This window comes from Actinomadura rudentiformis (assembly GCF_008923185.1).
Taxonomy (GTDB): Bacteria; Actinomycetota; Actinomycetes; order Streptosporangiales; family Streptosporangiaceae; genus Spirillospora; species Spirillospora rudentiformis.
Genome location: NZ_WBMT01000015.1, coordinates 243,208 through 261,823, shown reverse-complemented (window position 1 = coordinate 261,823; position 18,616 = coordinate 243,208). Strand labels below are relative to the sequence as shown.

Annotated in this window: 30 protein-coding genes; 8 read left to right on the top strand and 22 right to left on the bottom strand. The window is 67.8% G+C overall.

Annotated elements, in window-relative coordinates; genetic code table 11:
* Nucleotides 1-28: 28 nt before the first annotated feature.
* Both F8566_RS30235 and F8566_RS30225 read right to left on the bottom strand, forming a co-directional pair.
* The gene (locus tag F8566_RS30235) at nucleotides 29-826 is read right to left on the bottom strand and encodes a hypothetical protein (RefSeq protein WP_192809928.1); all 798 of its coding nucleotides are present in this window, start codon (nucleotides 824-826) and stop codon (nucleotides 29-31) included.
* Nucleotides 823-2,304 (bottom strand): hypothetical protein, encoded by a 1,482-nt coding sequence (locus tag F8566_RS30225; RefSeq protein WP_151565240.1) that lies wholly within the window; start codon nucleotides 2,302-2,304, stop codon nucleotides 823-825. Before F8566_RS30225 ends, F8566_RS30235 begins: the two co-directional genes overlap by 4 nt.
* Nucleotides 2,305-2,547: 243 nt before the next feature.
* On the opposite strand from F8566_RS30225, the gene F8566_RS30220 reads away from it, so the two are divergent.
* Nucleotides 2,548-2,739 carry a hypothetical protein gene (locus tag F8566_RS30220; protein WP_151565239.1) on the top strand — a complete coding sequence of 64 codons (192 nt, stop codon included), beginning with the start codon at nucleotides 2,548-2,550 and terminating at the stop codon, nucleotides 2,737-2,739.
* A gap of 22 nt (nucleotides 2,740-2,761) precedes the next feature.
* On the opposite strand, the gene F8566_RS30215 is transcribed toward F8566_RS30220, so the two are convergent.
* From F8566_RS30215 to F8566_RS30195, 5 genes are all read right to left on the bottom strand, one after another.
* Complete coding sequence (locus F8566_RS30215; protein WP_225993652.1) at nucleotides 2,762-3,991, bottom strand: PBSX family phage terminase large subunit; 1,230 nt, start codon at nucleotides 3,989-3,991, stop codon at nucleotides 2,762-2,764.
* Nucleotides 3,992-4,014: 23 nt separating this feature from the next.
* A complete protein-coding gene (locus tag F8566_RS30210) occupies nucleotides 4,015-4,596 on the bottom strand; it encodes a hypothetical protein (protein ID WP_151565237.1) in 582 nt (193 codons plus the stop codon).
* Between the two features lie 20 nt (nucleotides 4,597-4,616).
* Nucleotides 4,617-4,994 (bottom strand): P27 family phage terminase small subunit, encoded by a 378-nt coding sequence (locus F8566_RS30205; RefSeq protein WP_151565236.1) that lies wholly within the window; start codon nucleotides 4,992-4,994, stop codon nucleotides 4,617-4,619.
* A gap of 112 nt (nucleotides 4,995-5,106) precedes the next feature.
* Nucleotides 5,107-5,775, bottom strand: a complete 669-nt coding sequence (locus tag F8566_RS30200; protein WP_151565235.1) for a hypothetical protein — start codon at nucleotides 5,773-5,775, stop codon at nucleotides 5,107-5,109.
* Entirely contained in the window at nucleotides 5,762-6,469 is a 708-nt protein-coding gene (locus tag F8566_RS30195; RefSeq protein ID WP_151565234.1) for an adenine nucleotide alpha hydrolase family protein, read from the bottom strand. The genes F8566_RS30200 and F8566_RS30195 overlap by 14 nt, the downstream gene beginning before the upstream one ends.
* A gap of 300 nt (nucleotides 6,470-6,769) precedes the next feature.
* Here F8566_RS30195 and F8566_RS30190 point away from each other — a divergent pair, with 300 nt between their 5' ends.
* Together F8566_RS30190 and F8566_RS30185 are read left to right on the top strand one after the other, a co-directional pair.
* The gene (locus tag F8566_RS30190; RefSeq protein WP_151565233.1) at nucleotides 6,770-7,507 is read left to right on the top strand and encodes a DUF2786 domain-containing protein; all 738 of its coding nucleotides are present in this window, start codon (nucleotides 6,770-6,772) and stop codon (nucleotides 7,505-7,507) included.
* Between the two features lie 356 nt (nucleotides 7,508-7,863).
* Complete coding sequence (locus F8566_RS30185) at nucleotides 7,864-8,256, top strand: hypothetical protein (protein WP_151565232.1); 393 nt, start codon at nucleotides 7,864-7,866, stop codon at nucleotides 8,254-8,256.
* A 150-nt stretch (nucleotides 8,257-8,406) separates the two neighbouring features.
* Here the strand turns inward: F8566_RS30185 and F8566_RS30180 are convergent, their stop codons facing one another.
* Together F8566_RS30180 and F8566_RS30175 are read right to left on the bottom strand one after the other, a co-directional pair.
* Nucleotides 8,407-8,607 (bottom strand): hypothetical protein, encoded by a 201-nt coding sequence (locus F8566_RS30180; protein ID WP_151565231.1) that lies wholly within the window; start codon nucleotides 8,605-8,607, stop codon nucleotides 8,407-8,409.
* A 158-nt stretch (nucleotides 8,608-8,765) separates the two neighbouring features.
* Nucleotides 8,766-9,344 (bottom strand): methyltransferase domain-containing protein, encoded by a 579-nt coding sequence (locus tag F8566_RS30175; RefSeq protein WP_151565230.1) that lies wholly within the window; start codon nucleotides 9,342-9,344, stop codon nucleotides 8,766-8,768.
* 462 nt (nucleotides 9,345-9,806) lie between these two features.
* Between F8566_RS30175 and F8566_RS30170 the strand changes: the two genes are divergently transcribed.
* Nucleotides 9,807-10,289, top strand: coding sequence for a hypothetical protein (locus F8566_RS30170; RefSeq protein ID WP_151565229.1), 483 nt, complete (start codon nucleotides 9,807-9,809; stop codon nucleotides 10,287-10,289).
* A gap of 251 nt (nucleotides 10,290-10,540) precedes the next feature.
* On the opposite strand, the gene F8566_RS30165 is transcribed toward F8566_RS30170, so the two are convergent.
* The 7 genes from F8566_RS30165 to F8566_RS30135 all read right to left on the bottom strand — a co-directional run bounded on the left by F8566_RS30165 (nucleotide 10,541) and on the right by F8566_RS30135 (nucleotide 13,348).
* Nucleotides 10,541-10,930 (bottom strand): hypothetical protein, encoded by a 390-nt coding sequence (locus F8566_RS30165; RefSeq protein WP_151565228.1) that lies wholly within the window; start codon nucleotides 10,928-10,930, stop codon nucleotides 10,541-10,543.
* 61 nt (nucleotides 10,931-10,991) lie between these two features.
* Nucleotides 10,992-11,273 (bottom strand): WhiB family transcriptional regulator, encoded by a 282-nt coding sequence (locus tag F8566_RS30160; protein ID WP_192809927.1) that lies wholly within the window; start codon nucleotides 11,271-11,273, stop codon nucleotides 10,992-10,994.
* A gap of 31 nt (nucleotides 11,274-11,304) precedes the next feature.
* Nucleotides 11,305-11,667, bottom strand: coding sequence for a hypothetical protein (locus F8566_RS30155; protein WP_151565226.1), 363 nt, complete (start codon nucleotides 11,665-11,667; stop codon nucleotides 11,305-11,307).
* Nucleotides 11,664-12,035, bottom strand: a complete 372-nt coding sequence (locus F8566_RS30150; protein WP_151565225.1) for a hypothetical protein — start codon at nucleotides 12,033-12,035, stop codon at nucleotides 11,664-11,666. The genes F8566_RS30155 and F8566_RS30150 overlap by 4 nt, the downstream gene beginning before the upstream one ends.
* A 104-nt stretch (nucleotides 12,036-12,139) precedes the next feature.
* Nucleotides 12,140-12,547 carry a hypothetical protein gene (locus tag F8566_RS30145; protein ID WP_151565224.1) on the bottom strand — a complete coding sequence of 136 codons (408 nt, stop codon included), beginning with the start codon at nucleotides 12,545-12,547 and terminating at the stop codon, nucleotides 12,140-12,142.
* Between the two features lie 110 nt (nucleotides 12,548-12,657).
* Entirely contained in the window at nucleotides 12,658-13,080 is a 423-nt protein-coding gene (locus tag F8566_RS30140) for a hypothetical protein (RefSeq protein ID WP_151565223.1), read from the bottom strand.
* Nucleotides 13,081-13,144: 64 nt separating this feature from the next.
* Nucleotides 13,145-13,348 (bottom strand): hypothetical protein, encoded by a 204-nt coding sequence (locus F8566_RS30135; protein ID WP_151565222.1) that lies wholly within the window; start codon nucleotides 13,346-13,348, stop codon nucleotides 13,145-13,147.
* Nucleotides 13,349-13,712: 364 nt separating this feature from the next.
* On the opposite strand from F8566_RS30135, the gene F8566_RS30130 reads away from it, so the two are divergent.
* From F8566_RS30130 to F8566_RS30120, 3 genes are all read left to right on the top strand, one after another.
* Nucleotides 13,713-13,961 (top strand): hypothetical protein, encoded by a 249-nt coding sequence (locus F8566_RS30130; protein ID WP_151565221.1) that lies wholly within the window; start codon nucleotides 13,713-13,715, stop codon nucleotides 13,959-13,961.
* A 28-nt stretch (nucleotides 13,962-13,989) separates the two neighbouring features.
* The gene (locus F8566_RS30125) at nucleotides 13,990-14,319 is read left to right on the top strand and encodes a hypothetical protein (RefSeq protein WP_151565220.1); all 330 of its coding nucleotides are present in this window, start codon (nucleotides 13,990-13,992) and stop codon (nucleotides 14,317-14,319) included.
* A gap of 107 nt (nucleotides 14,320-14,426) precedes the next feature.
* On the top strand, nucleotides 14,427-15,206 hold the full coding sequence (locus tag F8566_RS30120; protein WP_151565219.1) for a hypothetical protein: 780 nt from the start codon (nucleotides 14,427-14,429) through the stop codon (nucleotides 15,204-15,206).
* On the opposite strand, the gene F8566_RS30115 is transcribed toward F8566_RS30120, so the two are convergent.
* Nucleotides 15,162-15,374, bottom strand: a complete 213-nt coding sequence (locus F8566_RS30115; RefSeq protein ID WP_151565218.1) for a hypothetical protein — start codon at nucleotides 15,372-15,374, stop codon at nucleotides 15,162-15,164. The genes F8566_RS30120 and F8566_RS30115 overlap by 45 nt on opposite strands.
* 191 nt (nucleotides 15,375-15,565) lie before the next feature.
* Entirely contained in the window at nucleotides 15,566-16,018 is a 453-nt protein-coding gene (locus F8566_RS30110) for a hypothetical protein (protein ID WP_151565217.1), read from the bottom strand.
* A gap of 50 nt (nucleotides 16,019-16,068) precedes the next feature.
* On the opposite strand from F8566_RS30110, the gene F8566_RS30105 reads away from it, so the two are divergent.
* Nucleotides 16,069-16,356 carry a hypothetical protein gene (locus tag F8566_RS30105; RefSeq protein WP_151565216.1) on the top strand — a complete coding sequence of 96 codons (288 nt, stop codon included), beginning with the start codon at nucleotides 16,069-16,071 and terminating at the stop codon, nucleotides 16,354-16,356.
* 54 nt (nucleotides 16,357-16,410) lie between these two features.
* On the opposite strand, the gene F8566_RS30100 is transcribed toward F8566_RS30105, so the two are convergent.
* The 4 genes from F8566_RS30100 to F8566_RS30090 form a co-directional block, all read right to left on the bottom strand.
* A complete protein-coding gene (locus F8566_RS30100; protein WP_151565215.1) occupies nucleotides 16,411-16,650 on the bottom strand; it encodes a hypothetical protein in 240 nt (79 codons plus the stop codon).
* Between the two features lie 195 nt (nucleotides 16,651-16,845).
* Entirely contained in the window at nucleotides 16,846-16,974 is a 129-nt protein-coding gene (locus tag F8566_RS52410) for a hypothetical protein (protein ID WP_264159463.1), read from the bottom strand.
* Complete coding sequence (locus tag F8566_RS30095) at nucleotides 16,964-18,214, bottom strand: MFS transporter (protein ID WP_192809926.1); 1,251 nt, start codon at nucleotides 18,212-18,214, stop codon at nucleotides 16,964-16,966. The genes F8566_RS52410 and F8566_RS30095 overlap by 11 nt, the downstream gene beginning before the upstream one ends.
* Entirely contained in the window at nucleotides 18,211-18,606 is a 396-nt protein-coding gene (locus F8566_RS30090) for a hypothetical protein (RefSeq protein ID WP_151565213.1), read from the bottom strand. The genes F8566_RS30095 and F8566_RS30090 overlap by 4 nt, the downstream gene beginning before the upstream one ends.
* Nucleotides 18,607-18,616: the final 10 nt, after the last annotated feature.

Sequence of the window (18,616 nt, the reverse complement as noted above, 5' to 3'; positions counted from 1 at the left end):
CCGAGCGACGACAGCAGGCGGGCCTGTGTTACAGCAGGTGGGTCAGGCGGCCGTCCTCGAACGCGGCGGTGATCTGCTCGGGCGTCATCTGCGCGAGTGCCGCTTCGGTGACGGCCGCCGAGGTCGCGGGAGCGCCGGGGAACTCCCCGCCCGCGGCCTGCGGCGCCGGTGCCGGCTCGGGCTCGGGGGCGGGCGGCGCAACGCGCAGGCGCGGGTTGGCCTCCATTGCGGAGGCGATCTGCTCGGTGAGCCGGGCGGTGAACGCCTCGTCCTTGGGGTCGAGGTCGGCGACCGAGTCGGCGAACGCCCGGCTGTCGAGGACCACGTCGGGGTCCGCGCCGAGTCGTCCGGCGGCCTGGTAGACGGCCAGCTCGATCGTGCGGCGGCGGGCGTCGTTCTGTGCGGCGACGAGCTGCTCGGTGAGCTGCGCCGGGTCGGGTGCGGCGTCCTCGTCGGTGATGAGCCCGAGCGCCTTGCCGATCTCCGTGGTGAGTTCGGCGCGGGCCTGGTCGGCGGCGGCCTGCTTGGCGGTGGTGCGTGTCTTGGCGGCCTCACCACGGGCGTCGCTGATCAACTTGCGCGCCCATTCGGGCAGCGACGCCACGTCGCCGGGCGCGGGCTGGGCGGGCATCGCTGCCGGAGCCGGTGCGGTGGAAGGCGCGGGCGGCGGCGTCGGCGCCGGGTTGGCAGGGGCGGGCGCCGGGGCCGGGGTGGGCACCGGAGCTGGAGCGGGTGCCGGGCTCGGGGTTGGGGCGGGCGCCGGATCCGGGGCCGGACTGGGAGCCGGGGTGGGCGCCGGAGCGGGTGCAGGGTTGTTCGTGGTCATGCGCCCTCCTGGGGCTGAGGGAGAGGTTCCGCGCCCGGCGGAACGGGATCGGTCGGGGTCTGGTCGATCAGCGCGGCCTCAGCGGCGATGGCCGCGTCGTCCCAGTCCGGGTGCAGGGTGGACACGAGAGTCCGGGTCGAGGCGGCGCGTGCGGACCGCAGCATGTTGAGCGACTGCGCGACCTGGAGCGCGTCGGGATCGGCGACCGGCGGGAACTCCACGCGCGGCCGGGCCGGGGTGACGGCCGCACCGAACACGTCCCGGTCGATCGCCAACAGCGATTCGGCGATGGCCGCGAGGCCGGGCGCCCAGTACGAGATCTTTTTGCGGCGGGTGAGCGCCGAGCGGGAGTTTCGGGTGTTGACCTCGGTCGCCGTCAGCTCCGAGCCTTCGGACCCGCCGAAGGACTGCGCGGAATACCCAGCAGAGCGAACGATCTGCGCGAGCAGCGCTTCGGTCGTCGCCGACAGCTCGGTCACGCGGATGCTCGGCTGGATGAGCTGAAGCGCGGCGGCGTCCGGCGCAGGCCCCATGTTCATCGGCGTCAGCAGCTCGGCGTCTGCGTCAAATGTTGCGCCCTTGCCGCGGCCGGCCGACTCCAGGAACGAGTGCGGCACGAGCAGCCGTGCTTTGGCCAGCCGTACTTCCCGCATCCAGTCCGACCAGCGTTCGTCCAGGGCATCGAGGAAGGGCTCCAAGCCCTCGATGTCGGGACGGCCGAGCATCGCGGCGGCGGGCGTATGCCGCCAGATCCTCGCCGGGCGCATGTTGGGGATGTAGGCGGCCGTGATCAGCGGCTTGATCCCGGTTTCGATGGTGTCGCCGCTGGTCAGATGCTTGGCCAGCGGCGCAGTGGCGGGATGCTCGCTGAGCGGCACGCGGACGCCGAGAGCGGTGCGGTCCCCGACGTACAGGCCGTGGGAGATCTGCCCGGGGGTGTGCTCCTCCAAGTGCCGAATCACGGCCTTGTCCTCGATCGCGACCGTGCGGAAGAAGGTCACGGCCGTCAGGTGTCCGTGCCGCCATTGGCCCACTGCGGCGTCCGGATGGACCAGGTCGAGCCACGGCCGGTTCGACAGCTCGCGGTCCCAGTTGACCCGCAGCCACGCTCCGCCCAGCGCGGCGGCGATCTCGGCGGCTTCGCGGAGGGTGGCGTGTGTCCGTTCGTCCATGTGCTCGGCGAGCCGGTCGGTGGTCGTGGTGTCGGCGGCTAGAAGCCGCGGGGGCTGCGATAGCAGTAGGTCGGCTGACAGGGTCGCCAGGTCGGCGGCCGCCGGAACGTGCAACTTGGTGACCGGCTGGCCTGGCATGGGCCGCGTCCCCCACCACCAGCGCGCGAGCCTCCGGAACCACCCACTCTCCGGCGGCGGCGCGGAGGTGTAAGCGGCGGCGAGCGCGTCAGGGTCCCCGGCGTACCACGCCGACCACTCGGTGAACTTGTCGAAGACCGATTTCAAGGCCGGTGGGGGCCATGCCACACTTCCGCCATCGGGCAGCATCCGGCACCGCCCCTCGTCTACGATCTGGCGTGACCGCCACCGGTGGCACGGACCCGTTCCCGTGCGACTGTTAAGGCCGCCCCCACCACGGCCGCCCGTAAATCCGCAAGCCGCTGAGTTTCCTCGACGGGGAGGCGAGCTCAGTTCCATCAGGTGTATGCCTGGTCGAGCTGAGACCCGCCGACGCAGTCCCTCTTGACCAGGTGGAGAGGGACGTCAGAAGTGGACCAGCGCACGCGAATCTTCGTCATCGCCATCGCCGTCCTGATGAGCGTCATCGCAGGCTTGGTCGCGGCTTGGCTCAAGACGAGCGGCACAGCCTCCATAGCCGATGCCGTGCTGTACGGCTTCGCTGCGTTCGGAGGGACGCTCGGCCTCGTACTACTGGTCGTCCAGGTGTATCGCAGTCTGTGAAGCGCGCTCGTGTACTGGGACGCTAGGCAGCGAGTGCGAGCGCACCACGCCAAAGACCCTCGGTCGTGACGATGGCGTACCGTCCGGCGTCCAAGGAGTGGTCGGCGGCCTTCACGGGCGCGTCGAAGCCGCGTTCGGCGGCGGCCGGGTCCCAGGAGTAGGACCCGATCTCCTCGATCCACCCTGCGCAGGAGGCGTGGACGCGGAGCTGGTCGCTGGCCAGGAGCGAGGACACCATGCGGATGCCGTCGGAGACCGCGTTGTTGGCCGGGTAGGGGTTGAGGCCGTCGCGGTGGCACTGCGCGACGAACGATGCGGCCGAGGGGTCGACGGCCAGGTAACGGGGACGGCCAGGCCCGTCGTCGGCGTCCATCCATTCGGTGAGGCGCGCGGAGTACTCCACGTCGGTGAGCTGTCGCCGGGAGTGTTTGGAGTCGTAGCGCCACTCGTGTGTGAGGTAGAGGCGGCCGTCGCGTCCGAGGCCGAGCGCGATGCCGGCGAACGGGTTGGTGGTGCCGTAGTCGCAGCCGATCGCCAGGCGGTCTACGATCTCGGGCAGCTCGGTGACGACGTGGTGGTCCGGCTCCCACATGTCGTAGACGGCGCCCTCGGCCAGGCACCATTCGCCGAGGACGAAGCGCCGGTAGAAGAGGCCGACGTACTCCTTCTTCAGGGCGGTGACGTAGTCGGCGGTGAGCCACGGGTTGTCGTCGAGGACGAAGTGCCAGGACCGAAGGTCCAGGTCCTTGCCGCGCAGCAGGAAGTTCCGCCTGAGCCAGTGACCTGGGCCGTCCGGGTTGGTGGTGCCCAGCAGGCGCGCTCCGGGTACGCGCAGACGGGACAGGCACATCGTGAAGAAGGCCTCGGGGATCAAGGTCGCTTCGTCGATGTAGATGAGGCTGGCCGTCGCGCCGCGGATGCGGCCCTCGGCGCGCACGTCGTTGGCCCCGATGAGGTGGACGGTACGGCCGAAGATCACGGCGACTGTTGACCCGCGGGTGTGCTGGACGTACCTCGCCAGCGGTCCGAAGGGTCCGGCGGGTTGTTGCAGGACCTCGATCAGGTTTCGCTCGATCGTCTGGAGGGTCCGGCCGACGATGAAGATCAGCCCGTTGTCGGGCGCCTTGGCGACCGAGATCAGCAGGGCCAACAACGAGGCGATCGTCTTGCCAGAGGAGACCGCGCCGGACCACAGCGAGATTCGAGCGCTCTCGCACTCGATCACGCTGCGGAGCTGCTTGGGGGACAGCACGCGGATGACGTGTTGGAGGTCGATCAGGTGACCTCACCGCCCGCGTCCGGGTCCTTTGGCTCGTCCGTTTCGGTCGCCGCTGCATCGGGCGATGGGGGCTGTTGCTCGTCACCGACCAGTTGCGTGTAGGCCAGACCGAGGGCTTCGCGCAGTTCACTGACCATCGTGCGGCCGGCCTCCGCGCCGCCGTCGGAGTCGACCGCTTCGAGCTTGAGCGCCTTGTCCAGGCAGATCGCAAGCGCGGTGTAGCCCGCCTGCTGGTCACGAAGTGGCGGGAGCTTGGTGGTGACGAACTGGGGGCCGTCTGGACCAGTGATGACCTGGGTGTAGGGCTCCCACGACCGTGCGCGGAACCGCTGAGCATCGGCATACAGGTCGGCGATCAAAGTGACGCGCAGTGCCTTGGCGTCGGTGCGGGCGGCCTCAACTGCCTTCGCGGTCGACGAGCGATTGAAGGCGTTGTTCTCACCGATCTGGCGAGCGAGTTTGGAGACCACTCCCCAGGAGACGCCGTGGTCGCGGGCGATGGCGTTGCGGGATTTCTCCCCTGCCCGGATGTCGGCGATGATCGCCGTGCGGGTGGCGTCGTCCAGGGGAGGTGGCACGACACCACCTCCGGGCCCCGTCAGATCTCACGCAAATGCCGTGCTCCACGGGGCCCGGCGTCGGCAGGCGTTTGAGAGTCGGGAGTGAGGCCGAATTCGCGAGCCCAGCGGCCGAACGTGCCGTCGGCTTGGGAGCGGATCGCGAGCGCCGGGTTGGGAACGAGGGCCTGGCCCTCGGCGATCAGCATTCCGGCCTCTTGAACGAGCTGATCGGATTCGGCGTAGGTCGCCACTGCCGTGCACAGCAGCGCGAACGCGGCGGCGGTGGCTGCGGTCAGGGTGCCGGGTGCGGTGACCGGGGCGAGCTGCGCCCAGACCGAGCGGGCTTCGTCGGCTAGCCAACCGGGCGGCTCGACGGCGGCGGTCTTGCCGCCGTCGAGCTTGGCTCCGGTCGTCACGAGCCGGAGGTGCGGCCCCCGCTACGCGAGGCCGCGGTCCGGTCGCTGCTGCTGGAGCCGCGGCCGCGGCGAGTCAGGCCGCTGAACATACTGCGGACACGCTCACGCATGGTTACTCCTTCATCTTGAGTTGCAGGATCTTCGCGGCCTGGTGGCCGTCGAGGTACTTGTCGCCCAGTGCGTCCAGCCCGGTGTCGGCGAGGAACGCCTCCTTGATGTCGCGCGACGGGAAGTGCGCCACGATCCAGTGCGGCGAGTCCAGGAGGTAGGGCGGGCTCGGGTCAGGTGGGGCATTGAGTGCAGCGTGTAGGGCGATCAACTCGGCCGCTGCGTCAGTGGCCAGGTCGCCGGTGTAGACGACGTTCGCAAGCGGGTCGGGGCGCGGTATTCCGCTCATCCTGTCGGTGGCGTCGTCGGCCAGGGACCGGGAGGCCAGCATGGCTCGGGCGCGGTCGCGGGCGGTGCGGGCGGGTCGTTCGCCGAGGGCGGCGGTCAGTGCTGCGCCGTCCACGTAGCCGCGGTCGTCTGCCGCGACGCCGGCAGCGGCGCAGAACTCAGCGGGGTTCCTGGGCTCGCGGAAGCAGAAGGCCAGCCAGAATTCGCTGTCGGTCGCGAGTTCAAAGCGCTCGGCCTCTCGTCGCGCGCGCTCTCGGAAACCGCGGCGGCGCTCGGCCTCTTCTGCGTCGAGGTCCTCGGGTTCGGGTTCAGGTTTGGGCGGCGGCGGGCCGCCTCGGCCGGACCGGGCGGCCAGCAGGGCTTTGGCGGCGTCAGACAGTGGCACGAGTGGAGTCCAGGTCGGCGTAGGGAAACCATGTCAGGACGACCTCGTAGTCGTCGGGCGCGTAGGTGCGGAGCTGGGCGAGGAAGCGCTTGTCCAGGCCATCGAAGCTGCGCCCGAACCACAGGTAGTCGGGTGGCAGGCGCACGCCTGCGCTCTCGATGGCGCCCATGACGTCGCTCTTCTTCCAGTCCCAGACAACCTTTTGCGTGTGCAGGCGCTCGGTGATGGGGCCGTAGCTCTTGATGGCCATGCGGCGGTTCGGGGAGTCGGTGGCGCGGACGCCGTCGCACACCCACGTGTCGCCAGGAAGCTGGTAGTGGGCACGGACCATGTCGTTGAGCTGTTCGTAGGTCAGCTTGGGGAGCTGAGCCGCTTCGATCACGCCGCAGCGTTCGGGAGGCTGGAAGACAAGGTTGTTGAGCCATCGGTAGAGCGTGGGGTGCGGCAGATCCAGGATCGGTTGGCTGAGCCCGAAGCGTTCTGCGAAGTACTCCAGCGATTCGCGAACGAAGCGCAGTCCTGGGATCAGGTGAAGGTGGTACGGGATGACTTCCACGCCCGCGTCTCGGAGGGCGAGCCATGCGGCGATGGAGTCTTTCCCGCGGCTGAAGGACAGCAACACGGGCCGCCCGGCCTTGGCGAGCTGCTGGCGCATCTCCCGCGAGGTAATGACGCCTTCGATCGTGACGGGCAAAGAAATCGCTCCATAGCTGCTAGGTACTGATTTCCCTACTGATAGCAGATCAGTGGATCCGGTGAAACCCGGCATTCCTCAGGTGCCCTCCAGGGTCCTTGCGGAGTCCTACAGGACCTATGGGGAGTGGTCTACCTCCTTGCCACCAGCGGACCTGGAGGGATCTAGGCTGCTACTCACCCCTCCCTACCTGGAGATTCGGGGAGCTTTCAAAATAACACCCCTATTGAGTTGACATGATTTCTCTGTCGGACTAATGTCTTCAATGTCAGCACAGCAACACCCCGGCAGGGAGCACACATGGCACGGGACATCAAGAAGACCATTCAGGGCCTATTGGCCAAGGCCAAGGATTCAGCCGTTACCCGGGAAGAGTCAGAGGCGCTGATGGCTCGGGCGGCCGAGCTGATGATGCGCTACGGGATCGAGCAGGCCGAGCTCCGCCAGGAGCAGGGCCGCAAACCTGAGGACATCACGATGTTCACCCTGGATCTCCCGGACGACCACGGCGACATCATCGTGGAAGCCCTGTGGCCCATCTGCAAGGCGTTCGGGGCGGACGGGGTCCAGATCGGCCCCAAACTGACCTTGGTCGGCACGGTCTCGATGCTGGACAACCTGGAGATGCTCCTCGCAGCCCTCCAGCTCCAAATGATCGGATCCGCCAACTTGGCGGGCGACGAGTACGAGAAGAAGCTCCGCAAGCAGCACCCGAGTTGGAGCGACGACCGGGTCTGGGACTTCACTGACCGCTACGTCTGGGACTACATCCGAGGCTATGGGCGGGGCGTGGCTGTGAAGATCGCCGACCGCCGCCAGGTGATCATTGATGAGGCACCTGGGAACGCGCTGGTCCTGCGGACGGAGGCCGACCGAATCAAGGCCGCATTCAAGGAACGGTTCCCGAACACCACGACCGCCAGGGGCACCCGCTACACAAGTGAGGAGGCTCGGGCAGCGGGCTTTGCTGCGGGACGGCAGGCCGACATCGGAGATACCCGAGTCGGCGGCAACAGCGGCACTAAGGCCCTGACCTGAGGTGATCGGACGGCCCCCGGCAGCAATGCCGGGGGCCGATTGCGTCCGGGACACGAACAAGACGCCCGGCTTGAGACGGGCCCAACGGCAGGAAGCGGGGACCCGGAGCGGGGACCCAGAGCGGGAGCCCGGAGCGGGGACCCGGAGCGGGGACCCGGAGCGGGAGCCCGGAGCGGGAGCCCGGAGCGGGGACCCAGAGCGGGAGCCCGGAGCGGGGACCCAGAGCGGGAGCTACAGCGAGCACAGGGAGGAAGACCATGACAGCGCTGACAACGAGGCGAAGGATGAGCGCTGCCGGCGGCCGGGCCGCTCGCGCGCGACGGCCGCTTTATTCTCGTCCTATGAGCATTGATCCCGTGGTCCTGATCGACACACCCGATCAGCTACCGAAGAAGCATGCCGACGTCCCGGATGAGGCGCTGATCAGCATCGCGGTGTGGGCTCATCTCCAGGGGGTCAAGCCAGAAACGGTCCGGTCCAACCGGGTCAGGTCGGAGGCTCGTCGCAAGGCGGGGACACCGCAGGCAGGGGATATGCCGCCGAGCGACCGGATGGTCAGCAAGGCCCCGATGTGGCGCATGGCTTCGTATCGGGCGTGGTTGACCTCACGGCCGGGTAAGGGCGCCGGTGCAGGACGGCCGAAGGGCACTGGCAGGCCGCTGGGGCCGCGCAAGGTGGCGTTGCCGCTGGACTGTCCGCACTGCGGGCACGTGATCACGGCGGCGGATCTTGTACAGAAGGAACAGTAGAGCGCTGATCCGACGGGTCCTCGTTCCCCTCGCAGTGGACGAGGACCCGTCGGTCAGGGTGGCCAGCAGTGCGCGTTGGCGGGCTGGCCGTGACCCCGGAACGTGCGGCCGCTTCGTCAGGGCGCCGTTCTCCGCCCGGGAAGCGTGGGGCTAGGAGATGAGGAGTTCAGCGCGGGCTTCCCAGGTTTCAGGGACCGGACGCCCGTGCCGGATCTCACGATCGATGACTGCCAGGTCGCGCAGGTCGTACCAGACGGTGCGGCCGATCACCCCCAGCCGTCTCGCGTGATAGCGGTGCGCCCAGCAGCGGATGGTGCTGGGTGCGCGGCGGAAGTGAGCCGCTGCGCTCATTGCGGTGACAGCGTGGCTGGGATGGGTCGTCAGTGCACGTCTCCATGGCTCGGTAGGTAACGGGCATAGCTCTCCCGCTGCAATCTATGTTGCACGATCAGGATGCAACATGCAACAAAGCGTGCAACATCCGGTGTTGCTGGAGACGTTTCTGCTGATCAGACCAGAGACGCGAACGGGGTTGTGGGCTCTCGGACCCAGGCCCACTGCCCCGAGGGGGTCACCGTAACGCCGAGTTGCTCGGAGCGGGGACGCCCCATGGTCTCCCACCGACGCCAGGCGGTCATGACCTCATCCCATAGGCGCCGCCGCCCACCTTGCAGGATCTTCGGAGCGATGCCTGTCGGCCGCGTCACCTCGGCCCAGGACCCGTCACCGCTGACCAGCCAGAGAGCATGCGTCACCGGGTCGCCGTCGTGCAACAAGAGACGGCGGACGTCTCCAAGGGCCAGGCCGACAAAGAAGGCGGCGTCGTCGGCCGGCCCGAGAGTGCAGGGGCAACCGCGTTCGATCAGCAGCGCGGTGGCCGGAAGCGACGCAAACCTGCCGCTGGCGACGCCGCCATGCAGAACGTTGAGGTTCAACGGGACGGCGGGGTGGTAACCCGTGCGGATCGGCACACTGATGCGCCCGCCGGGTGCAGTTCGTACGATCCAGGCAGGATCAACGGCGGTGACGGGACGACGGATAACGGTCTGGTCGTACAGCGCGACGGGCGATGGCTTGCCAACTGGCATAACCGCATCGTCGCACATCACCCCCCGATCGACCTGGACCAGTTATTCGTAACACCTCAGCACGTATTCCCTCTGGGCGACTGGGAACGCTGACCCGTCGATCAACTCTCCGAACACCCACCAGCGAGACAAGGCATGGCGCCGACCAGCGTGGGCCTTGGCCTCCAGCGTCCAGATCGTCGCCCTACCGCCGGCGGGTGCTGCCCGGCGCGTGCAGGCCCGCGATCGGGGCGTCGTGGGCAAGGTACCCGCCGCGGTGTCGATCCCAGGACCCAGCGGCGACCGGCTCGATGCTGCTGCTTGGATGCGGATTCGGGTGGGTCACGAGATCGCGGTGACCGGCCGGTGGCCGGTGTACGGCCGGGGGGTGAACCTTGTTGATCTTGGGTTCCGGCGAGGCAGGGCCATCGTTAATGATCTTACTCGGCTCTTCCACACCCTTGATCACCTGGAGGTAAGAGCATGCGCACCTCGACCGTATCCCGGATCAGGACGCTGTCGCTGGCCGCCGTGGCGGCGACCGCCGTCACGGCGTCCCTCGCGATGCCCGCCTCGGCCGCGTCCTCCGACGTCGGCGTGGCGGCCGCGCCGAAGAAGAAGCTGCTGTTCACCAACAAGCACTACGACGCGGACTTCTGGCTGGGGCCCTGCAAGGCCGTCGCTTGGCACCGCAACATCACCAGCATCCCCGGTGGTGAGCGGTGGTCGTACATGACCACCTACACCCAGCTCTACAAGGGGCCGAAGAAGGACTGCACGGTCAAGGTGCAGCTGCGCGCCCGCGCCAGGAGCGACAAGAAGATCCACAATTTCTCCGCGAAGAAGAAGGGTGGGACGGCGACGGTGCAGCTCACTGGCAAAAGGTGCTGGTCGCTGCACACGATCTACTACAAGGGCTACAGCTACACGGTCAAGCTGACCGCCGACGCAGGGTTCAAGTGCTGATTTCCCCGACCGCCACGGGCCCCGCGCGTTCCCCGCGGGGCCCGTTCTCCTCGCCTCCCGTGGCTCACCACGGGCCAGGATCGTGCCGCCTTCAACAGGGGCACCGACACCCTGAAAACTCAAGGGGCAGCACGCCGCCCTCGCCCCGATCTGCCTGCTGCAGCGGCAGCTGGCCAATCAGCCTGTGAGCGACGTCCGCAACGCGCTGCTCCAAATCTTGGCAACAACCTGATTGCCCCGGTCACCGTGCATCAGTCCACGGCAACAACGGACGTGCGCACTAACTTGGCGCAAGTCGGGTTCTCCTCTGCCGGGTCCTCCGTGGGGTCTTCTAGGAGCGCTTGAAGGCGCAGGTCTGTGTCCTCGATAGAGGCCGCGGCATGGTGGCCGAACGCGGCAAGGTTGCAGCGGGGGAGCCACCAGCGGCCGGATACAACCATGCCGCTGGTGCGCCAGCCGTACCAGGTGTCGGGATCGGCGGCGGAGCTGCCGTTCTCGTCGGCGCGCTGAACGAGTTCGGCGTCGAAATGATGGAGCGCTTCGCGGCGAGAGCCGCACCAGGTTGGTCCGTCTGCGACGGAGCTCCACTCAACGTAGAAGTCGTCGTCGGGTGCGGCTTTGAGCAGGTAGCTGGGCATCACGGTTCCGATCGGAGAGGATTCCAAGGGAACGGGGCCCGCAGGTGCGGGCCCCGGCTGGTGGTCATGCGGCGGGGCGCGTACTGCGTTGCCTGCGGCGCCGAAGACGGCGTCGCTCGTCTGGGGTGGTGCCGCCCCAGATGCCGTAGTGCTCGTTTTGGTCCAGGGCGAGGTCCAAGCAGTCCTGCTCGAAGTCGCAAGTCGCGCACATGTGTTTGGCGGCCTCGACGTGCTCATCGGTCACGCCGGTGCCGTACATACGGCGGTCTTCGTAGGTGCCGTCTTCGGTGAAGAACAGGTCGGGGTCGGCTTCGCAGGGAAGTCGAACGTCAACGGGGTGTTGCACAGGTGGTCCTCGTTCGTAGTCCGGAGGTGGGCTATTGGTAGGTGCAGGCCAGCCAGGACGGCGGCCGCTCGGCGCGTAGGCCAAGGACGGTCAGCGCGGCTTCCAGGGCGGCGTCGTCGGTTGGACGGGCCCTGAACTGGTTCGGGTCGGTTAGCTTCAGGACGGTCCCGGCGGTGGCGGTGCTGCGTTCCGTGACCAGCAGCCAGTACGGCTCGTGCTCGAAGCCGTGCGGCATCAGGACCACGCGGCTGCTGGAGGGACGATCATGCGCCCCGTGCACACGCGCGGCGGCGTGCTCGCCAAAGCTGTAGGGATCGGACACCCAGGGCAGCCCGAGAGTGCGGACATCTCCGAGGTTGTAGCCGTAGGCGATGATCACGGTCGCGGCGCTCACGGGCGCACCGCCGTGTACTCACGGGTGACCGAGATCGGGCCGTAGGCGTGGATGGTGTTGCACCGGTAGACCCCGGCTTCGGCGGGCGCCTCAAGGTCCGGGTGCTGGAACACCAGCCGAGTCGCGCCGCACGAGGGACACCCGAGGTCGGTCGCCATCTTCACCAGGTCGCCGGGAAGGTGGCGCCCGGTGCCAAGCAAGGCGTCGAGCAGCAGTTCGGCGGTGGGCTGGTCGTTGGTGCGTAGCGCGCCGCACAGTTGCTCGAAGGTTCTGGTCCGGCGGGGTTCGGGCAGAGGTGACAGAGCTGTTAGGTCGTCGTGGACGGTCAGGTTCGGATAGGTCTGGCGTCGGTAAGCCAGCGCGCGCATCTGATGTCGGTGGTTCTGCGTGATGGTGTGCAAGGCACTGCTCTCCCTGAGGGCAGGAGTGAGTCTTGGTCAACGCTGTGGCGGACCTGATCGGAGGTCGCGGCCTAGAGCCAGGCGGCGAGTTCCAGCCACGCCGGAGCTGGTTGAAGTGGGGTGAAGCCGAGGAGCGGCAGGACGCGGGCGAGCGCGTCGTCCCAGGCATCGCATTGCTGTTCCTTGAGGGCGTGCCGCTCCTGCTCGGTGACGACGTAGTCGCCGGCGGCGGCGAGGACCCAGTCGTGGTTCAGCAGGGAGGTTCCGTAGCAGAGGAATTCAACGCCGAGCTCGTCAAGGCGGCGGCCTGTGACGTTCTCCAGGTGAGCGGCGGAGCAGGCTTCGAATTCGTCGTCCACCAGCCACGGCACGTCCAGGTGGCCGTGCTGGTTGGTCTCGGTGACCTTCCATGTGCGGCTCTCGAAGCCGCCGAGGTCATAGCCGTAGGCGATCAGGGTGAAGGGGCGTGCTGCGCCCATGGGGGTGCGCCTTTCGGTGGTTGATGCGTCGGCCGCCTGTTGCCGGATCGCGGCCGGGCCCGGCAGCTGTGGGTCACCGGGCCCGGGTCGAGCGGCCTGCCTGCGGGGGATCAGGTGTAGGCGATGCGTTCCAGCCATGCGGGCTTCGGCTGGAGGGGAGTCAGTCCGAAGAGTCTTAGGGCCTCCGCGAGCGCCTGGTCCCAGGCCGGGTTGTACGGCTGATCCCTGACCTCGTGGAACGTCCTGTCGTCGGTGACGTACTCGGCGACGGCCGCCAAGATCACGTCCTCTTCGTCCCATTCACCGTGGTGGATCACGTCGAACCCGATGCGCTCTATGCGGAACTCGTCGGGATTGAGGCCGGTGACCTTCTGCCAGTGGTTATGCGCAGACCACTGGAAGTCGTTGTCCTGCATCCAGGGAACGGTGAGACAACCTTGTTCATCGACTTCTCGCACGTACCACTGTCGGCTGGTCAGGCCACCGAGGTCGTAGCCGTAGGCGACTAGCCGGGTTGGTTGTGGCGCACCCATCGTGAAGCTCCTTGAGTAGGGGTGGCAGGCCTGGCGGCGGTCGGCGCCGCCGGGCGCGTGGTTGTTAGAGGCAGCAGGCGGCGACGCCCTCGTGGAGCAGACCGGGAGGGACGTCCTCCAGGCAGACCAGGCAGTAGCGGGTGGTGGTGGCCGGGTCGATGAGTGTCTTGCCGCCGTACAGGACCACAAGGAGCTGGTGAGTGATCACGGTGGGGTCGTGGACGGTGAGGCTGGTTTCGGTGCGGATGGGGAACCCGAGAGCGCGCATCGCCATCTCCATGTCGGGTGAGGGAAGGGCAGAACTGCGGGGGCCGGTGAGGACCCCTCCCTTCCAGTTGGCTTGCTGTGCTGACAGGTGAAACATTAGAGACACTGGCGGATCCTGTCAAGACATCAGACATTGTTTTCGGAAACAGCCCACCATCCACCCCTAGAGCCAGCCCGGCACGACCATGAGCAGCCACCAGACGGGACAGGTGGACCACGGGCACCAGAGGGACACGGGGGTGGCCATGGGTCAGGGATGAACCCTCCCGGCTGGCCGGAGTTTAATTTTGTCCGGTGTATTGACAGCAGAACCAAGCCTGTTCTAATCTTCCACATGTCAGCACAGCAATCCGGAGGATAGAGTGATGAAAGCATGGCGGGCCCGCAGGGAATTGATCTCCCTGGCCCAAGCCCAGCGGACCGAGCGGATCACCACCATTGAGGCTCTCTGCCGGGTAGTGGAGATCAGCCCCCTCCCGCCCGAACAGGCCATCGAGTGGTTCGTCGAACTCGTCCACCAGCTCGACGAGCTGGGCCGCGCGCCCGCGCGGCGCGGGCGCCCGAAGGCACTCCGTCCGTTGAAGGACGCTCTGAACCACCTGGTCCCCGCCTGACACTCGGCCGACAATGAGGAGATTCACGATGCGCGAGCTGGCCACCGAGCGCGTAGCCACGCCGGACCTGCGAGGCGGAGACCTCGTCCTCCATTACGGCATGCGCGTTCGCATCCCCGCAGAACCGCGAACATGGCGGCGCAAGGACATGACCGTCTACGGCTGGGACGGCCAGATAGAGAACCTCGACGAGGTGCTCACCGCCGGCCTCGTGCCCCATGCATTCCTGCGCGAAGAGGTCTGGATGGACGGGGAGGGATGGGTGTGCCGCACCACCGACCGGTGGGTCATCCAGGGCAACGAGCTGGCCATGTGGACCCGCCTGCTGGCGCCCGGCGCTGACCACGACGGGAGCTGATCCCGAGAGACCGCATCTGCCCGAGCAGATGCAACCGACCCGGCCCGCCCTCCTCCCGCCCGAGGGCGGGCCGCCTCATCCTGCCCACCTGCACAAGTGAGGTATCCATGGCGATCACAACCTTGGGCGAAGCCCACGCCGTGATTCACCTAATCCGATTCCTGCTGGACGACCATGGAGACAACGACAAGGCCCGCGAGGGCCTGGCTCTCCTTGCCGAGTCTGCTCGCAAGAGACTCCAGACCGGCTACTCCGCCGAGGCCGTGACCAAGAACTGGCATCCGTCCAACATCGCCTGGAAGCTGGTGGAGGTCGGCTACGCCGACAATGACACCGAACTCTTCGCCGATCTGCAGGAGCACCGCCAGGTCGCCGCGTCCTACCTGAACCGCGGCTGGTTCAACTCCCATGTCGGCAGGACGCTCACTGATGAGGAGTGGGCGCTGATCGTCCCGCGCCTCTACCGGTATTCAGCCGAGATCGGGGAGAGCTGGGCCAATGAGCGGTTCGCCGACGAGATCCTCGACGCGCTGCTCATCCATCGGCACACCGAAGAGGTGGATCCGTCAGGGATCGGCGCCGAATCCGAGCCGGAGGCACCAGACGAAGCTTCTGCAAAGGTTCCTCAGCCTGAAGCCGAGCACGCGCCCGAGAAGGCCGACGCCGAAGAGGACGGGGGCGAGAACGAGGACCCGCGCAACGACGAGCCCAAGACTGGCGCCGAGGACGCTGCCGCGCCCGAGCCGAAGACCGCCAACGCCCTGGACGAACCTGAGCCTGAGGCCGAGGTGCAGGAGGAAGCCGAGGAGGTGGACCCTCCGGCGCCGGACGAGGAGGTGGACCTACCGCCGGACGGCGAGGACATCGACGAGGCGCCAGCCGCCTAAATCATTTGGGCCTTGGTTCTCGCAACGATGGCGGGCCAGCGCCCGTACGAGCTTGGCCATGGGATCGTCAGGCGCGAGCTCGGAGACGAGTTCCTCGGCCAGGGCCTCGCGTTCGGCATCGTTCAGCTCGTCGAGGTGCTTGCCCCGCCACGACCGATCATCACCCATCCTTCACGATATATCCACAGGTCAAGCACACGTTCTGTGGTCATATGCTGCATCCGTGGGAGCGCGCTGGGCAGGTCCGAAGGCATGGGAGATCGAGGCGATCATCCTTGATCACGTGCCTACCCTGCGAATCCGGCAAGGCCAGTCCCTACGCGCCTACTGCCGGACCAAGGCCGAACTCGACACCGCGATCAGGCGGTACCGGATTCCGGTGGGTGATCTGATCGAAGTTCAGATTCCCGGGCCGCCCGCGCCATCGGCGGGCCCGCAGGCTTCGACCGGCTGAACGGGGCGCCACCGGACTCGGCCCTGCGCTTCCCCTCAGGAATCCACTCCTCGACCTTCTCCACCGGGGCCCCGGCTTCGATCAACCGGAGCGCGGCGATCATCCGATTCTCGTCGCGGTCCACCAGGGCGCGGCCGAGGAAGATCCCGGCGACCTCGGCCATGACGTCACCACGGAAGGTCTGGCGGGGTGGGTGGAGGGCTCCGCGGCGTTGCTTCTCGGTGTTGGTGGCGATCTGGCGGAGTTCCTCGGTGGCCTCTGTGCGCGCGTCGCCCTGGAGCTGCTTGGTGGCCTGGCGAGTTGATGCGCCCATGAGCCGTGAGGCCATGATCCCGTCTGGGTCGTTGTGATGCGCCATGGCCGCAGCATAGAACACGCGTTCGAGGTTGTGGAGGTAGGGTTGCGGCCGTGAGCAGCGAAGACATCCCCGACCGCCTCCTGGACCTGAAGGTCCGGAATCTGAAAGCCGAGCAGCGCCTAGCCGAACTGCGGCGGCTGTTCCCGCTGGCGGTCGAGATCGCCGCCGACCGGGAGACGCCGGGCGATGAGCTGAAGCGGCAGTGGGATGAGGCGTGGGCGGAGGCTCAGAAAACTGCGGTCGCGATCCAGACGGACGCGTGGCTGACGGAGGGCGAGAATCGCGATGAGCGGCATCGGGCGCTCGTCGCGGCGGCGGAGGCGCGTCTCCAGCCATGACGTAACCGGCCCGCCCCCACGCCGGGGGCGGGCCGGCCAGTCTCACATCAATCGTCACGGTTCCTTTTTGCCGATCAAGCCAAGGTTGAGCAGGAGTTTGCCGACGACGGGGCCAAGGCCGAGGACGCTGAGGAGGACGTTGTCGACGACGATTTTTTGAATGGTGTCCGTTGCCGGGTCTTGGGGCGACAGGGTGGTGCTGGCGGCGGCGGGTGGCGCGAGGGCGGCAGTGCCAGCGGTGGCGGCCATGGCCAGCGCTGCCAGCCGGGTTGCCAGGCGGGTGGGCAGGTTCATTTGGGCTCCTTGTGGGGGGCGGGGACCCTGACACCCGTCTAGTAGCCATTTGTAGTCATCGAATAACGTTGTGTAAGTAGATTGTTGGGAGATCTCCTCCAGCGGTACGCCTGGCGGCCCGGCCGTTGCGCGGTACGAGGAAAAGCGGTCCCCGCCCTCCCAGAGGAGGACGAGGACCGTTCAGCGCGCAGGAGGCTACCTCTGCGGTAGCTCCAGAGGACCCGGCAGTGCCCGGTAGGCGGGCTGCTTGGCCGAGCCGAGGATCTTCCCGATGATGGGCCAGCGGGCCTCCAGCGTCCCCCGGCCCGGACCCTCAAACCTCATTGACCCCGCCTTCGCTGCCATCGTCTTTGCCGAGGTTGCGGACGTCGCGGATGGAGAAGGCCAGAGCAGCGGCCAGAAGCGCGGTGACGGCTGCAGCGGCCAGGACGGTTGTTGCACCGGCTGCGGCCGCGAGCGGCCCGGCGCTGACCAAAGCGACCGGGACCAACAGGCTGGTGACCAGGGCGATGGTGGCCAGGACACGGCTCATCTGCTCCTCGGGCAACCGTGCCTGAAGGGTGGAGGTGTAGGTGACGAGCTCGAAGGTGCCGCCCACGCCACACACCGCGGCCGTGACCGCGATGGCGGGCAGGGGAAGCTGCGCGGCCAAGCAGCCCAGCAGCGCCGCTTCCGGCAGCATCGCCAGGCAACAGATCAGTCCCGCCCGGCGTGGCCGGACCAGCAGCGCGGTGATCGACCCGACCGCGAACCCGGCCGCCAGCGCCGAGTTCAGCACGCCCCATGCAGCGGGTCCGCCGAGGTGATCGTTGGCGTATGCGGGGCCGAGCACGGTGATGCCCGCGGCCCACAACGCCGAGGAGGTCGCCGACAGCAGGGCCAGGACGCCGACCCACCGCAGCGACAGGAACACAGCCCAGCCCTCGCGCAGCTCGGCGAGCATTCCGGTCTGGAGTCCGCGTTTGACGCGCCCGACCGGCAGCGTGAACAGCAAGGCGGCGCTGAGGAAGAACGATGCGGCGTCCCACGCCAGCACCCAGCCCGGCCCGATGCCAGCGACCAGCACTCCCGCCAGGGCGGGTCCGCCGATCCCGGCGAGGTTGTTGGAGATCTGGGTGAGGGCGTTGGCGTCGGGCAGCCGGTCGCGCTCCACCAGTTGCGGCAGCAACCCTTGCCCGGCAGGCCGGATCGCGGACGTCGCTGCCCCGGTCACCAGCCCTAGGCCCGCCAGCACCGGCACGGTCGCCGCGCCAGTCAGCACCAGCAGCGCCGTGACGGCCTGCACGGTGCCGTTGACGACCTGGCAGCAGGCCAGCACCAGATGGCGGGCGAACCGGTCGGCCACCACCCCGGCGAACGGGCTGACGACGATATGGGTCACCGGCCCCGACACCAGCACCAAGCCCAGCCCGGTCGGGCCGCCGCCCAGGTCCAGCACCGCGAACGCCAGTGCGATCGGCGCGACCGTTGACCCGGTGACCGAGATCCACCGCCCCAGGAAGTACCGGACCCACACCGGGTTGCCCCGGAACAGGCTCACCGCCCCGGCCAGACGCCTGGTCACCGAAGCTGACGCAGCAACACGGCGGCATCGTCCAGCCGGTCGGTCGGGATCGTGATCGAGACCCAGCCCGGAGTCCGCGCCTGGTGTGATCGCCACTCAAAGTCCGGGTTGAGCGCGTCCACTGCGGCCAGGAGCCGGGGACCGTCTTCCTCACGGATGGTCACCCAGGCCTTCCCTTGGTTGTAGGCGGCGAGCCGTTGAATGTCTGCCTTGGGAGCCCCGGTCGTTCCGGCGAGGGTGGATTCGCCGCCATTCTGGCAACTTCGGAGCGTGGCGTAGCCCAGCCTCCAGAGCTCGGTGATGACAGGGACGAGAAGAACGTCGATCTCGACCTGCCCACCTTGCGGGGTCGTCATCGTCTGCGTTGGGTGATGTTGCGCGTCCGTGGTCATGGCGATCTCC

Excerpts from the sequence above, each read along its gene's own strand:
- F8566_RS30235 (WP_192809928.1), bottom strand. The coding sequence starts at position 826 with ATGACCACGAACAACCCTGCACCCGCTCCGGCGCCCACCCCGGCTCCC.
- F8566_RS30190 (WP_151565233.1), top strand. The coding sequence starts at position 6,770 with ATGGCACGGGACATCAAGAAGACCATTCAGGGCCTATTGGCCAAGGCC.
- F8566_RS30180 (WP_151565231.1), bottom strand. The coding sequence starts at position 8,607 with ATGAGCGCAGCGGCTCACTTCCGCCGCGCACCCAGCACCATCCGCTGC.
- F8566_RS30175 (WP_151565230.1), bottom strand. The coding sequence starts at position 9,344 with ATGCCAGTTGGCAAGCCATCGCCCGTCGCGCTGTACGACCAGACCGTT.
- F8566_RS30170 (WP_151565229.1), top strand. The coding sequence starts at position 9,807 with ATGCGCACCTCGACCGTATCCCGGATCAGGACGCTGTCGCTGGCCGCC.
- F8566_RS30150 (WP_151565225.1), bottom strand. The coding sequence starts at position 12,035 with ATGCGCGCGCTGGCTTACCGACGCCAGACCTATCCGAACCTGACCGTC.
- F8566_RS30145 (WP_151565224.1), bottom strand. The coding sequence starts at position 12,547 with ATGGGCGCAGCACGCCCCTTCACCCTGATCGCCTACGGCTATGACCTC.
- F8566_RS30140 (WP_151565223.1), bottom strand. The coding sequence starts at position 13,080 with ATGGGTGCGCCACAACCAACCCGGCTAGTCGCCTACGGCTACGACCTC.
- F8566_RS30135 (WP_151565222.1), bottom strand. The coding sequence starts at position 13,348 with ATGCGCGCTCTCGGGTTCCCCATCCGCACCGAAACCAGCCTCACCGTC.
- F8566_RS30130 (WP_151565221.1), top strand. The coding sequence starts at position 13,713 with ATGAAAGCATGGCGGGCCCGCAGGGAATTGATCTCCCTGGCCCAAGCC.
- F8566_RS30125 (WP_151565220.1), top strand. The coding sequence starts at position 13,990 with ATGCGCGAGCTGGCCACCGAGCGCGTAGCCACGCCGGACCTGCGAGGC.
- F8566_RS30120 (WP_151565219.1), top strand. The coding sequence starts at position 14,427 with ATGGCGATCACAACCTTGGGCGAAGCCCACGCCGTGATTCACCTAATC.
- F8566_RS30115 (WP_151565218.1), bottom strand. The coding sequence starts at position 15,374 with ATGGGTGATGATCGGTCGTGGCGGGGCAAGCACCTCGACGAGCTGAAC.
- F8566_RS30110 (WP_151565217.1), bottom strand. The coding sequence starts at position 16,018 with ATGGCGCATCACAACGACCCAGACGGGATCATGGCCTCACGGCTCATG.
- F8566_RS30100 (WP_151565215.1), bottom strand. The coding sequence starts at position 16,650 with ATGAACCTGCCCACCCGCCTGGCAACCCGGCTGGCAGCGCTGGCCATG.
- F8566_RS52410 (WP_264159463.1), bottom strand. The coding sequence starts at position 16,974 with ATGAGGTTTGAGGGTCCGGGCCGGGGGACGCTGGAGGCCCGCTGGCCC.
- F8566_RS30090 (WP_151565213.1), bottom strand. The coding sequence starts at position 18,606 with ATGACCACGGACGCGCAACATCACCCAACGCAGACGATGACGACCCCG.